Source organism: Pseudomonas sp. GD04091 (assembly GCF_029836165.1).
Taxonomy (GTDB): Bacteria; Pseudomonadota; Gammaproteobacteria; order Pseudomonadales; family Pseudomonadaceae; genus Aquipseudomonas.
Genome location: NZ_JAOEBG010000006.1, coordinates 179,670 through 192,046, shown reverse-complemented (window position 1 = coordinate 192,046; position 12,377 = coordinate 179,670). Strand labels below are relative to the sequence as shown.

At 64.7% G+C, this 12,377-nt stretch carries 13 protein-coding genes; 7 read left to right on the top strand and 6 right to left on the bottom strand.

Translation table 11 applies throughout. The features are described 5' to 3' along the window. The first annotated feature begins 120 nt into the window (after positions 1–120). Together N7422_RS10470 and sthA are read left to right on the top strand one after the other, a co-directional pair. Complete coding sequence (locus tag N7422_RS10470) at positions 121–1,119, top strand: FAD:protein FMN transferase (protein WP_279806541.1); 999 nt, start codon at positions 121–123, stop codon at positions 1,117–1,119. Between the two features lie 203 nt (positions 1,120–1,322). Beyond that, positions 1,323–2,717: a Si-specific NAD(P)(+) transhydrogenase gene (gene sthA, locus N7422_RS10465; protein WP_279806453.1), complete on the top strand. Its 1,395-nt coding sequence runs from the start codon at positions 1,323–1,325 to the stop codon at positions 2,715–2,717. Positions 2,718–2,765: 48 nt separating this feature from the next. On the opposite strand, the gene N7422_RS10460 is transcribed toward sthA, so the two are convergent. Then, positions 2,766–3,482 (bottom strand): glycerophosphodiester phosphodiesterase family protein, encoded by a 717-nt coding sequence (locus tag N7422_RS10460; RefSeq protein ID WP_279806452.1) that lies wholly within the window; start codon positions 3,480–3,482, stop codon positions 2,766–2,768. Positions 3,483–3,513: 31 nt separating this feature from the next. Then, positions 3,514–4,098 (bottom strand): PilZ domain-containing protein, encoded by a 585-nt coding sequence (locus N7422_RS10455; RefSeq protein ID WP_279806451.1) that lies wholly within the window; start codon positions 4,096–4,098, stop codon positions 3,514–3,516. A 93-nt stretch (positions 4,099–4,191) separates the two neighbouring features. Between N7422_RS10455 and N7422_RS10450 the strand changes: the two genes are divergently transcribed. The 3 genes from N7422_RS10450 to N7422_RS10440 all read left to right on the top strand — a co-directional run bounded on the left by N7422_RS10450 (position 4,192) and on the right by N7422_RS10440 (position 7,440). Next, complete coding sequence (locus N7422_RS10450) at positions 4,192–5,442, top strand: lipoprotein-releasing ABC transporter permease subunit (RefSeq protein ID WP_279806450.1); 1,251 nt, start codon at positions 4,192–4,194, stop codon at positions 5,440–5,442. 7 nt (positions 5,443–5,449) lie between these two features. After that, complete coding sequence (gene lolD, locus N7422_RS10445; protein WP_279806449.1) at positions 5,450–6,133, top strand: lipoprotein-releasing ABC transporter ATP-binding protein LolD; 684 nt, start codon at positions 5,450–5,452, stop codon at positions 6,131–6,133. 62 nt (positions 6,134–6,195) lie between these two features. Continuing rightward, a complete protein-coding gene (locus tag N7422_RS10440; protein WP_279806448.1) occupies positions 6,196–7,440 on the top strand; it encodes a lipoprotein-releasing ABC transporter permease subunit in 1,245 nt (414 codons plus the stop codon). Positions 7,441–7,572: 132 nt separating this feature from the next. On the opposite strand, the gene N7422_RS10435 is transcribed toward N7422_RS10440, so the two are convergent. Together N7422_RS10435 and N7422_RS10430 are read right to left on the bottom strand one after the other, a co-directional pair. Next, positions 7,573–8,916, bottom strand: coding sequence for a heavy metal sensor histidine kinase (locus N7422_RS10435; RefSeq protein WP_279806447.1), 1,344 nt, complete (start codon positions 8,914–8,916; stop codon positions 7,573–7,575). Next, the gene (locus N7422_RS10430) at positions 8,916–9,596 is read right to left on the bottom strand and encodes a heavy metal response regulator transcription factor (protein WP_279806446.1); all 681 of its coding nucleotides are present in this window, start codon (positions 9,594–9,596) and stop codon (positions 8,916–8,918) included. The genes N7422_RS10435 and N7422_RS10430 overlap by 1 nt, the downstream gene beginning before the upstream one ends. A gap of 199 nt (positions 9,597–9,795) precedes the next feature. Here N7422_RS10430 and N7422_RS10425 point away from each other — a divergent pair, with 199 nt between their 5' ends. Both N7422_RS10425 and queF read left to right on the top strand, forming a co-directional pair. Further along, complete coding sequence (locus N7422_RS10425; RefSeq protein WP_279806445.1) at positions 9,796–10,311, top strand: cupredoxin family protein; 516 nt, start codon at positions 9,796–9,798, stop codon at positions 10,309–10,311. A gap of 68 nt (positions 10,312–10,379) precedes the next feature. Beyond that, positions 10,380–11,210 carry an NADPH-dependent 7-cyano-7-deazaguanine reductase QueF gene (gene queF, locus N7422_RS10420; RefSeq protein WP_279806444.1) on the top strand — a complete coding sequence of 277 codons (831 nt, stop codon included), beginning with the start codon at positions 10,380–10,382 and terminating at the stop codon, positions 11,208–11,210. 45 nt (positions 11,211–11,255) lie between these two features. Here queF and N7422_RS10415 read toward each other — a convergent pair whose 3' ends face one another. Next, positions 11,256–11,519: a DUF4404 family protein gene (locus tag N7422_RS10415; protein WP_279806443.1), complete on the bottom strand. Its 264-nt coding sequence runs from the start codon at positions 11,517–11,519 to the stop codon at positions 11,256–11,258. A gap of 123 nt (positions 11,520–11,642) precedes the next feature. Then, entirely contained in the window at positions 11,643–12,206 is a 564-nt protein-coding gene (locus N7422_RS10410) for a phosphonoacetaldehyde phosphonohydrolase-related protein (protein ID WP_279806442.1), read from the bottom strand. Positions 12,207–12,377 lie beyond the last annotated feature (171 nt).

Here is a 12,377-nt window from a genome sequence, read left to right as displayed (position 1 = left end):
CAAAGCGGCCCCAGGTTTTCAGCGTCACCGCCACAATTGCCGGGGCTGCTGTGCAGCCCTTTCGCGACACAAGGCCGCTCCCACACCGACCGCGCGGGTCGGTCAACCGAGAAATCCATGTTGCGCACAGTTCTTCTGCTTAGCCTGTTGTTGCTATCAGCCTGCAATCAAGGCCCCACCCTCGAGCGCTTCGGCGGCCCGACCATGGGCAGCAGCTACAGCATCCAGTACGTGCGCCAACCCGGCGGCCCCGCACCAGCGCAGGTCCAGGCCGAAGTCGAAGGTATCCTCCAGGCTATCGACACACGCTATTCCACCTACCGCGGCGACTCCGCCGTCAGCCGTTTCAACCAGCTGCCGGCCAACCAGTGCCTGCCCATCGACGCCGATCTGCTCGAGCTGGTCAGCTTCGGCCAGCACCTGGCCGAGCAGAGCCAGGGGGCCTTCGACCTGACCGTTGAGCCGCTGCTCGACCTCTGGGGCTTCGGCCCTCAGGCTCGCGAGATGCACGTGCCCGATTCCCAGGCAGTGGCCAGCGCCCGGCAGCGCGTGGGCTACCGCCACCTGCGCATCGAGGGCGACGCCCTGTGCAAGGACGCTGCGGTCGAGCTGGATTTCAACAGCATCGCCGCCGGCCACGCAGTCGACCTGATCGCCGAGCGCCTGCAAGGCATGGGCATCGACAGTTTTCTCGCCGAAGCCACCGGCGAGCTCAAGGCGGTGGGGCGCAAGCCCGACGGCAGTACCTGGCGAGTGGCGCTGGAGCTGCCGCAGGAAGATCGTCAGATCGCCCGGCAGGTCATCGATGTGCAAGGCCTTGCGGTGTCCACCTCGGGTGACTACCGCCATTATTTCGAGGACAATGGCCGGCGCTATTCGCATACCTTCGATGCCCGTCTCGGGCGCCCGGTCGAGCATGATCTGGCGTCGGTGACCGTGCTTGACGCTTCAGCGCTGCGGGCCGATGGCTACTCGACCTTGCTGCTGGTCCTCGGGCCGCGACAGGGCTGGGACTTCGCCGTCGCCCACGGGATCGCCGCGGTGCTGGTGACCCGGGCCGAAGGTGGCTTCGTCTCCCGGTCTACCCCTGCCTTCGAGCGGGCGGTGAAAGGCGAGTGAAAGGCAAGCCACGGATGATCGCCGCCATGGAATCGGTGAAACCACATGTAGTGCAGGCAACAGTGGCCTACGACGCGACCAAGGGTTAATGTGCGCGGCGTTCACGCTTGATTAGACTGCACCCGAATTTTCTCATGGCGCCCCGGCGGCATGATCGCGCCCCGCGGCCACCCGGCCGGCGGGCCAGTTCTGAAGGAGTACGCATGGCTGTCTACAACTACGACGTAGTGGTGCTGGGTTCCGGCCCGGCCGGAGAAGGCGCGGCAATGAACGCCGCCAAAGCAGGGCGCAAGGTGGCGATGGTCGACAGCCGCCGCCAGGTCGGCGGCAACTGCACCCACCTGGGCACCATCCCGTCCAAGGCGCTGCGTCACTCCGTGCGGCAGATCATGCAGTTCAACACCAACCCGATGTTCCGCGCCATCGGCGAGCCGCGCTGGTTCTCCTTCCCCGACGTGCTCAAGAGCGCCGAGAAGGTCATCAGCAAGCAGGTCGCCTCGCGCACCGGCTACTACGCGCGCAACCGCGTCGATGTGTTCGTCGGCACCGGCAGCTTCGCCGACGAGCAGACCATCGAAGTGGTCTGCTCCAACGGCGTGGTCGAGAAGCTCAACGCCAAGCACATCATCATCGCCACCGGCTCGCGTCCCTATCGCCCGGCCGATATCGACTTCAATCACCCACGCGTCTACGACAGCGACACCATCCTCAGCCTGAGCCACACCCCGCGCAAGCTGATCGTCTACGGTGCCGGGGTGATCGGTTGCGAATACGCCTCGATCTTCAGCGGCCTGGGCGTGCTGGTGGAGCTGGTCGACAACCGCGGCCAGTTGCTGAGCTTCCTGGATTCGGAAATATCCCAAGCGCTGAGCTACCACTTCAGCAACAACAACATCACCGTGCGCCACAACGAGGAGTACGAGCGGGTCGAGGGCCTGGACAACGGGGTGATCCTGCACCTGAAGTCGGGCAAGAAGATCAAGGCCGACGCCTTGCTGTGGTGCAACGGCCGTACCGGCAACACCGACAAGCTGGGCCTGGAGAACATCGGCATCAAGGTCAACAGCCGTGGCCAGATCGAGGTCGACGAGACCTACCGCACCAGTGTCTCGAACATCTACGGCGCCGGTGACGTGATCGGCTGGCCGAGCCTGGCCAGCGCCGCCCACGACCAGGGCCGTTCGGCCGCCGGCAGCATCGTCGACAACGGCAGCTGGCGCTTCGTCAACGACGTGCCGACCGGCATCTACACCATTCCGGAGATCAGCTCGATCGGCAAGAACGAGCAGGAGCTGACCCAGGCCAAGGTGCCGTACGAAGTGGGCAAGGCCTTCTTCAAGAGCATGGCCCGCGCGCAGATCGCCGGCGAGCCGCAGGGCATGCTGAAGATCCTCTTCCACCGCGAGACCCTTGAGGTCCTCGGCGTGCATTGCTTCGGCTACCAGGCCTCGGAGATCGTCCATATCGGCCAGGCGGTGATGAACCAGCCGGGCGAGCTGAACAACCTCAAGTACTTCGTCAACACCACCTTCAACTACCCGACCATGGCCGAAGCCTATCGGGTAGCTGCCTACGACGGTCTGAACCGGCTTTTTTGAGCGGCTCCGACCGGTGGCCTGAGCCGGTCGGGGAGACCGATTTCAGCCCTACCCGAGGGTGGTCTTGGCCAAACCGGGAAAGTCTGTAATCAGGCTGTCCACGCCAAAGTCGGCGAGCCGGCGCATCAGCGCCGGTTCGTTGACCGTCCACACCGACACGTGCAAGCCCTGGCGCTGTGCCTTGATCAGGCGCTCGGGGGTGCACAGCGTCCAGTTCAGCGCCAGCATCTTGCACTCGTAGTTCTGCGCGACCTTCAGCGGGTCGAGCCAGGCGTATTCGGCGACCAGTCCGCGTTTCACGTCCGGCACCAGCTCCTGGGCGGCGCCCAGTACTTCCCGCGAGCTCGAAGTGATGGTCACCTTGTCGAGCAGGCCATGCTGCTGGGCCAGTTCGCGGATCGCCAGCACGGTGGTGGCGGCGCGAGTGCGCGAGGCGCTCTTGACTTCCAGTTGCCAGTGCTCGAACGGGCATTTCTCGAACAGCTCCTCGAGCCGTGGGATGGGGCAGGGCTGCACATGCCCGGGGCCGCCTCGGCGAGCATCGTAGGTGACCAGATCGGCCGCCGAGTGCTCGACCACCTTGCCGCGTCGGCCGGTGGTGCGTTTCAGGGTCGGGTCATGGATCACCATCAGCTCGTTGTCGGCCGACAGGTGCAGGTCGAGTTCGCAGCGGTTGACGCCATGGGACAGGCACTGGCGAAAGCTGTTGAGGGTGTTTTCGGGCGCTTCGCCCTTGGCGCCACGGTGGCCGTAGATCAGGGTCACGTTCGTTCCTTCAAATCAGAGAGAAAAGGCCTCAGGAGGCGGAGTCGTTCTGCTCCAGCGCCTGGCGCCGCTGCTGTTGCTGGCGCTGCAGGATATAGCGGGCCAGCAGTTGGCGCTGGGCGTCGGTCATGTCGATGAATTCGCTGCCTACCTCGAAGTCGCCATCGGGGCGTGGATCGCAATGGGTGATCCGGCCACGCAACAGCAGGCCATGCGCGCGGGGCATCAGTACCATTTTCACTTTCACCTGGGTGCCGGGGGCGATCTGCCGCGCCTGGGCGAACTCGATGCCGCCTTCGGAAATGATCACCGGCACGGGTTGGCCGATCTCGCCGATCAGGGTCTGCGCGACCACCGCGCTGAGCAGGTCGAGGCGTTTGTTCTGGGCGCGCAGGAAGGCGGCCAGGGTGCGGTCTTTCTCGCTCAGCTGGCGCAGCAGATGTTGCGACTCGAAGTCGGACAGGTGCAGCTCGCTGAGCAGGTTGAACAGCTCGGAATCATCCTGCAACAGTTCTGTTTCAAGGGCTTCGGCCGCGCTGAGTGGGCTTATTTGAAGTGCGATCCGATCTTCGATGCGGTAGTATTCGCGGCGATCTTCTTCGTCTAATGTCGTCATGGCGAACCCAAGGTTACGGCGGTGGTCCGAGTGTAAAGCCGCCGTAGGCGCCTCGCCACAAGGACGTTCCCTTTCATCCGAACAAGCCCCGACATGTTCAGACCTCTTTTCGTATTCATTGGCACGCGTTACACCCGTGCCAAGCGTCGCAATCACTTTGTCTCGTTCATTTCGCTCACTTCGATGATCGGCCTCGCCCTGGGCGTGGTGGTGATGATCGTGGTGCTGTCGGTGATGAACGGTTTCGATCACGAGATGCGTACCCGCGTGCTGGGGATGATCCCCCATGCCACGCTGGAGACTGGCCAGCCGATCGACGACTGGCAGGCCCTCGCCTCCAAAGTAAAGCAGAATCCTCAGGTGCAGGCGGTTGCGCCGTTCACCCAGATGCAGGGCCTGCTGACCCACGACGGCAAGGTGCAGAAAGTGCTGCTCAACGGCGTCGATCCTGACCGTGAGCGCGAGGTGTCGATCATCGACAAGTTCGTGCTCGAGGGCGGTCTCGACAAGCTCGCGCCGGGCGAGTGGGGCATCATGATCGGCGACAAGGCCGCGCAGAAGCTGGGCGTGGGCATCGGCGACAAGCTGACCTTCGTCGCTCCCGAGGTGAGTGTCACCCCGGCGGGCATGTTCCCGCGCATGAAACGCTTCACCGTGGTCGGCACCTTCCACGTCGGTGCCGGCGAGATCGACGGCTACCTGGGCCTGACCAATATCTCCGACCTGTCGCGCCTGCACCGCTGGAAGGCCGACCAGGTCCAGGGCATCCGCCTGAAGTTCGACGACCTGTTCCAGGCCCCGCGTGTGGCGTGGACCATCGCCCAGCAGCTGGGCGAGCAGGAATACTACCCGCGTGACTGGACCCGCACCCACGGCAACCTGTACCAGGCCATCCGCATGGAGAAGTCCATGATCGGCCTGTTGCTGCTGCTGATCGTGGCGGTGGCGGCGTTCAACATCATTTCCACCCTGGTGATGGTGGTCAACGACAAGCGCGGCGACATTGCCATCCTGCGTACCCTCGGCGCCACGCCCGGGCAGATCATGGCCATCTTCATGGTCCAGGGCACGGTGATCGGCGTGGTCGGCACGTTCATCGGCGCGGTGCTGGGCATCCTCGGCGCGCTCAACGTGAGCGCGGCCATCGCCGGCATCGAGACCCTGATCGGGCACAAGTTCCTCAATGCCGACGTGTACTTCATCGATTACCTGCCGTCGCAGATCCAGGCCCAGGACGTGTACATGGTCTGCGGTGCGGCGCTGGTCCTGAGTTTCTTCGCCACCCTGTATCCGGCCTGGCGCGCCTCGCGCACCCAGCCGGCGGAGGCGCTTCGTTATGAGTGAGTCGCGCATGAGTGATAAAGCCGTGTTGAGTTGCCGCAACCTGGGCAAGAGCTATGAAGAAGGCCCGGAGTCGGTGCAGGTGCTGTCCGGGTTGAACCTGGAGCTGCACCCGGGTGAGCGGGTGGCCATCGTCGGCAGCTCGGGCTCGGGCAAGAGTACCTTGCTCAACCTGCTCGGCGGCCTCGACACGCCGAGCAGCGGCAGTGTCTGGCTGGCCGGCGAGGAGCTGTCGGCGCTCGGCGAGCGCGCCCGTGGCCTGCTGCGCAACCGCGCGCTGGGCTTCGTCTACCAGTTCCACCACCTGCTGGCGGAGTTCACCGCGTTGGAGAACGCCTGCATGCCGTTGCTCATCGGCAAGACGCCGATCCCCGAGGCTCGCGAGCGTGCCGAGGCGCTGCTCAAGCGTGTCGGCCTGGGCCATCGGTTGAATCACAAGCCGGCCGAGCTGTCCGGCGGCGAGCGCCAGCGCGTGGCGATCGCCCGGGCATTGGTCAACCGTCCGGGCCTGGTGATGCTCGACGAGCCCACCGGTAACCTCGACCACCACACCGCCCAAGGTATCCAGGAACTGATGCAGGAGCTGTCGAGCCACTCGCAGACCGCGTTCCTGGTGGTGACCCACGACCTCAACCTGGCGCGTCAGATGGACCGCGTCCTGCGCCTGGAAGACGGGCACCTGGTGGCGATCTGAGTCGCTTGCGCGGGGCGCCGTGAGGCCGTCCCGCTTCATTTTCTACTTGGGTGTTCTCGTTCATGTTCAGACCCTTGTCCTTGTTCATCGGTGCCCGCTACACCCGTGCCAAGCGCCGCAATCACTTCATCTCGTTCATCTCCATGACCTCGATGATCGGCCTGTCACTGGGCGTGCTGGCGATGATCACGGTGTTGTCGGTGATGAACGGCTTCCAGCGCGAGATGAGCTCGCGCGTGCTCGGCCTGGTGCCCCATGCCGCCATCCTCGGTGTGCAACCGCTGGACGACTGGCGCAAGGTGGCCGCCGCCGCCGAAGGCAACCCCGCGGTGATGGCCGCGGCGCCGATCACCGAGATGGAAGGCATGCTCTCGTACAAGGGGGCGATGCAGCCGATCCAGGTCGCCGGTATCGACCCGGCCGAGGAGGGCAAGGTTTCCATCGTCACCCAGCACATCGTCCAGGGCAGCCTGCAGGCGCTGGTGCCGGGTGAGTACGGTGTGGTGATCGGTGAGCTGACGGCGCGGCGCTTTCGCCTCAACACCGGCGACAAGCTGACCCTGATCGTCCCTGAGATCAGCAAGGAGCCGGGCGGCATCACCCCGCGCATGCAGCGCCTGACCGTGGTCGGCATCTTCAAGGTCGGCGCCGAATTGGATGGGTCGCAAGCCTACATCCATGTCGCCGATGCCGGCGAGATGCAGCGCTGGGCGCCAGGCCAGGTGCAGGGCGTACGCCTGAAGCTGCACGACCTGTACGCCGCGCCGCAGGTATCCAAGGCCATCGCCGCCGGGCTGGGTGACGCCTACCACGCCGATGACTGGTCGCACACCCAGGGCAGCCTGTTCAGCGCCATGAAGATGGAAAAGACCATGATCGGCCTGCTGCTGATGATGATCATCGCCGTGGCCGCGTTCAATATCATCGCCACCCTGGTGATGGTGGTGAACGACAAGGGCGCTGACATCGCCATCCTGCGCACCATCGGCGCCACGCCGGCGCAGATCATGGGCACCTTCATGGTCCAGGGCAGCCTGATCGGTATCGTCGGCACGCTGATCGGGGGTGTGCTCGGGGTGATCCTGGCGCTGAACGTCAGCGCGGTGGTCGGCTGGGTCGAGCGGGTCAGCGGGCAGCACATCTTCACCTCCGACATCTACTTCATCAGCAGCCTGCCGTCGGAGCTGCAGTGGGGTGATGTGGCGATCATCTGCGTCGCCGGGCTGGTGATGAGTTTCCTGGCCACGATCTACCCGGCGTACCGCGCCTCGCAGATCGAACCGGCGATGGCGTTGCGTTACGAGTAAGGCATGGCGATTCCGGGGGGGCTTTGCGCCCCTTTCGCCGGCAAGCCGGCTCCCACAGGAATGGCGCAGGGCTTGGAGTCTGCGTGATCGGGGTGGGAGCCGGCTTGCCGGCGATGGGCTGCGCCGCAGCCCCTACGCAGGCAAGTCGATCACGAACCGCGTCCACCCACCTTCGCACCGCGCCCCAATCTTCCCGCCATGCGCCTGCACGATCGAGCGGGTGATCGCCAGCCCCAGCCCCGCATGTTCGCTGCTGCCTTCCTGGCGCGCCGGGTCGGCCCGGTAGAAGCGGTCGAACAGCCGCTCCAGCACTTGCGGCGCGATCGCCGGCCCGCTGTTGGCCACCTCGATGCGCAATCCGGGCGTGAGAGTCACGCGGATCTCGCCGCCCGCCGGGGTGAAGCGCAAGGCGTTGTCCAGCAGGTTCGACAAGGCCCGGCGCAACATGTGCCGGTCGCCTTCGGCATGCGCCTGGCCCACGCGTGACAGCCTGACCTCGGCCTCCTCGGCCAGCGGTGCGTAGTACTCCAGCAGCGCATCGGTCTCCGCTGCCAGGTCCAAGGCTTGGCGGTTAGGCATCAGCAGGCCGTGATCGGCCTTGGCCAGGTACAGCATGTCGTTGACCAGCTGGGCCATCCACTGCAGTTCTTCCAGGTTGCCGTGCAGGGCTTCGCGATAATCCTCGAGGCTGCGTGGGCGGGTGAGAGTGACCTGGGTGTGGGTGAGCAGGTTCGACAGCGGCGTGCGCAGCTCGTGGGCGATATCGGCGCAGAACGCCGACAGGCGCTGGAATGCGTCGTCCAGGCGTTGCAGCATGGCGTTGACGGTATCGGCCAGCTCGGCCAGCTCCTCGGGCATCTCGCCGACCGGCAGGCGCGTGGTCAGCGAGCGAGCGTTGACACTGGCGGCGACCTTGCCCATCTGCCGCAGGGGCTTCAAGCCGCGACGTGCCGCCCAGGCGCCGAGCAGCGCAGTGGTCAGCGCGCTGAGGCCGACCGTGAGCCAGATCAGCCGTTGCATGCCTTGCAGGAAGTGCTGGTGGTGGGTGATGTCGAGAAACAGCGTCAGTTGTGGCGAGGCGGGCTGGTCCGGGTTCAAGGGGCGGCTCAAGCTGCGGTAGTCGATGCCACCGGCATGCAGGGTGGCCAGGCCGGGTTTGCGCGGATCTTCCGGCAGGTCGATGCGGCTGTCGAACCAGGGCGCGCCATCGACGCTGCGTATCCGCAATGCCAGGTCGGATTGATGGCTCAGCTCGTTGCGCAGCGCAGGCAGGCGCGGGCCGAGTTGCTCCGCGCTGCCGACCCCGTCGAGCAGGCTGCGCATCAGTGACAGGCGGCCGTCGAGCAGCTGCTGGTCGAGTTCGACGAAATGCTGTTCGCTGGCGCGGCTGAACAGCAGGCCGGCGCCCAGCGAAACGCTGGCGGTGCAGGCGGCGAACAACAGGGCCAGACGCCCGCCGAGGGACAGGCGACGCATCAGTCCTGGCGCTCCTCGAGCACGTAACCCATGCCGCGCACGGTGTGGATCAGCTTGCTGGGATGGTTGTCGTCGATCTTCAGGCGCAGGCGGCGGATGGCCACCTCGATGACGTTGGTGTCGCTGTCGAAATTCATGTCCCAGACCTGCGAGGCGATCAGCGACTTGGGCAGCACCTCGCCCTGACGACGCAGCAGCAGTTCGAGCAGGGCGAATTCCTTGGCCGTCAGGTCGACGCGCTGGCCCGCGCGTTCGGCGCGACGGCGGATCAGGTCCAGACGCAGGTCGGCCAGGGTCAAGCAGGTGTCCTGGCTGGCATTGGCGCCCCGGCGCAGCAGGCTGCGTACCCGGGCCAGCAGCTCGGAAAAGGCGAAAGGCTTCACCAGGTAGTCGTCGGCGCCCAGTTCCAGGCCATGCACGCGGTCTTCGATGGCGTCGCGCGCGGTGAGGAACAGCACCGGTGTGTCCAGCCCGGCCTGGCGCACGGCCTGGAGAATCTGCCAGCCATTGCGCCCCGGCAGCATCACGTCGAGGATCAACAGGTCGTGATCGCCGGTCAGGGCCAGGTGCTGGCCGGTGTCGCCGTCATTGGCCAGCTCGGTGGCGAAACCGGCTTCGCTCAGGCCCTGGCTCAGGTACTGGCCGGTCTTGGCCTGGTCTTCGACGATCAGCAGTTTCATGGCATCCCTTGTTCCGAAAATGCACGCGACCTCTATGGGGCGGACTTGCCTGCTCCCACGGCAGGCGTGGCTGGGGAAATGATACGTGACGATCTGGCGGCCTGCCCAAGCTGACAAAGTTGTAATCTTCCCGTCAGCCAGCTGCCAGCCAGCCTTTTCGAGAATGACGCCATTCTCGCTGTACTATCCGGAGCCACACATGAAACACCTGTTCGTCGCCGCCGCCCTCGCGCTGGTCAGCCTGCCCAGCTTCGCCGACAGCCCGAAGGCCTTCGCCTTCGGCGAGCCGGCCCCGGCGGCCAAGGCCACCCGTACCGTCGAGGTGGTGCTCAAGGACATCGCCTTCGAGCCGAAGAGCCTGCAGGTCAAGGCGGGTGAGACCGTGCGCTTCGTGCTGATCAACGAAGGCAAGCTGCCCCACGAATTCAACCTGGGCGACAAGGCCATGCACACCGAGCACCAGAAGGAAATGATCGCCATGCAGGGCAAGATGTTCACGGCCGGCATGCATCACCAAGGCATGGACCATGGGCAGATGGATCACGGCCAGATGGACGGTGGCCACGGTCATTCAGGCGGCAATACCGTGCTGTTGCAGCCCGGTCAGCGTGCCGAGCTGACCTGGACCTTCCGCAAGTCCGCGCCCATCGAGTTCGCCTGCAACGTGCCGGGGCACTACCAGGCCGGCATGGTCGGGCCGCTGACCATCGAGTGACATCCGCTCCAAGGCGGGGTGCAAAACCGGTAGACTAGGCGCAATTTCGAACCTTCAGGTCAGTTTCCATGCATCCCGCCGCCGAACACTCCCCGCTGGGCAAGTCCAGCGAATACATCGCTACCTACACGCCTTCGCTGCTGTTCCCCATTCCCCGCCTGGCCAAATGGGCCGAGTTGGGGGTGAGCGGCGAGGCCTTGCCATGGCAGGGCGTGGATTTCTGGAACTGCTTCGAGCTCTCCTGGCTGCTGCCTTCGGGCAAGCCGGTGGTGGCCATCGGTGAGTTCGCCATTCCTTGCGACTCGCCGAACATCATCGAATCCAAATCCTTCAAGCTGTACCTCAACTCGCTGAACCAGACCGTGTTCGAGTCGGTGGAGGCGCTGCAGGCCTGCCTGGTCAAGGACCTGTCCGCTGCGGCCGGCAAGCCGGTGGCGGTCAAGGTCAGCACCCTGGCCGACGTCGAAGCTCAGGGCGTGACGGCGCTGCCGGGCCAATGCATCGATGCGCTGGACGTCACCATCAGCAACTACGAGCAGCCGCAACCGGCGCTGCTGCGTTGCTCGGTCGAGCGTGAGGTGGAAGAGACCGTGCACAGCCACCTGCTCAAGTCCAATTGCCCGGTCACCGGCCAGCCGGACTGGGGCAGCGTGGTGGTGGAGTACAAGGGGCGGGCACTGGACCATGCCAGCCTGCTGACCTACCTGATCAGCTTTCGCCAGCATGCCGACTTCCACGAGCAGTGCGTGGAGCGGATCTATCTGGACCTGAAGACGCTGCTGCAGCCGGAGCACCTGACGGTGTATGCACGGTATGTGCGTCGTGGTGGGTTGGATATCAATCCGTACCGCAGCACTCGGGCGATCAGTCCGCAGAACCTGCGGTTGGTGCGTCAGTAAGAAATTGGGGCCGCTTTGCGGCCCCAATCGGTTTTACGCCTGTGTTCAGATGCCCATGCTGTGCAGCGAGTTGACGATGCTGCGCAGGGTGGCTGTCAGGTCGGGGTGATCGGCCTCGAAGCGTTCGATGGCGAGATTCACGCCGTCTACCAGATTGTTGTCGGGCGTGGCTTCTTCAAGTTTGAGCTGTGCTTCTATCTGCCTCGCCTCCTCATGCAGACTGGCCAGCTCTTCGTCTGTAAGCGGCACGTTGCGATCCAGTTGCTCGCGCAGGCTATTGAGGCGCTCTTGCAGTTCGCGGGCAGGCATTGTTCTTTCTCCATCAATGACTTGGCAAGGCATGGACCTCAGCGAAGCGGTAAAGGTTCTTGCCTGCCCTCAAGCGTAATCCACTTGCCGACGCTTTGCATGACCCGCATCAACCGGGATGTATCAGGGTTTCTCGCCCTTGTACCGGCGTTGGGCGATGTCTGCCAGGCACGTATCGAGCGACTCCAGGTGGTCGATCACCGAGTGCACGCCCAGGCTGAACAGCTCCAGCGTCGCCTTGCCGCGAGCCAGGTCCTGCTCCTGCTGGGTCATGGCCTGCCAGCGGCTGGAGGTGAGGTCGCAGGAGGGGCTGCAGGCGGCCAGGCCCACGGTCCACAGGCCAGCGTTGAGGCCCGAACGCAGCAGCAAGGGATCACCGCTCACCAGCACGCAACCGTCCAGGCGTTCGCTTTCGAGGGCCATGAGCGCCTGCCAGCAGGCATTCGGCGCTGGCCATCTGCAGCCATTGGAAAGGTGGCCTGGCAGCCACTCAGGTAGCACACGGGTCAAGTGCTGGCCCTGGGCGGCGCTGATCTCGTCGAGCCAGATGCACGGCACCTGCTGAGTGCGCAGGCGATCGAGAGAATCCAGGGCGCCAGGGGCGGGCAGGGGGCTGCCGTTCGCGGCCTGGACCAGGCAGCCGCGCAAACCGAAGAGCACGGCGGTGAAGGCGGGTGCATCTTGCATGGCGACTTCCCTGAAATAGTCCGCAGGCTATCCCGCGTTTGTTACCGACAGATGACGGTAACAGTTGTTCACATAATCTCGACAGAGATGTGTAAGACTATCCGTCAGTCAGCAAGCCAGTATACTTGCGCCCTATCGAGCAACGCGCCAAATGTCGTTGCCACCGTGAAA

Coding starts and splice junctions, on each gene's coding strand:
- sthA (WP_279806453.1), top strand. CDS start 1,323: ATGGCTGTCTACAACTACGACGTAGTGGTGCTGGGTTCCGGCCCGGCC.
- N7422_RS10455 (WP_279806451.1), bottom strand. CDS start 4,098: ATGACGACATTAGACGAAGAAGATCGCCGCGAATACTACCGCATCGAA.
- N7422_RS10450 (WP_279806450.1), top strand. CDS start 4,192: ATGTTCAGACCTCTTTTCGTATTCATTGGCACGCGTTACACCCGTGCC.
- lolD (WP_279806449.1), top strand. CDS start 5,450: ATGAGTGATAAAGCCGTGTTGAGTTGCCGCAACCTGGGCAAGAGCTAT.
- N7422_RS10440 (WP_279806448.1), top strand. CDS start 6,196: ATGTTCAGACCCTTGTCCTTGTTCATCGGTGCCCGCTACACCCGTGCC.
- N7422_RS10435 (WP_279806447.1), bottom strand. CDS start 8,916: ATGCGTCGCCTGTCCCTCGGCGGGCGTCTGGCCCTGTTGTTCGCCGCC.
- N7422_RS10430 (WP_279806446.1), bottom strand. CDS start 9,596: ATGAAACTGCTGATCGTCGAAGACCAGGCCAAGACCGGCCAGTACCTG.
- N7422_RS10425 (WP_279806445.1), top strand. CDS start 9,796: ATGAAACACCTGTTCGTCGCCGCCGCCCTCGCGCTGGTCAGCCTGCCC.
- queF (WP_279806444.1), top strand. CDS start 10,380: ATGCATCCCGCCGCCGAACACTCCCCGCTGGGCAAGTCCAGCGAATAC.
- N7422_RS10415 (WP_279806443.1), bottom strand. CDS start 11,519: ATGCCTGCCCGCGAACTGCAAGAGCGCCTCAATAGCCTGCGCGAGCAA.
- N7422_RS10410 (WP_279806442.1), bottom strand. CDS start 12,206: ATGCAAGATGCACCCGCCTTCACCGCCGTGCTCTTCGGTTTGCGCGGC.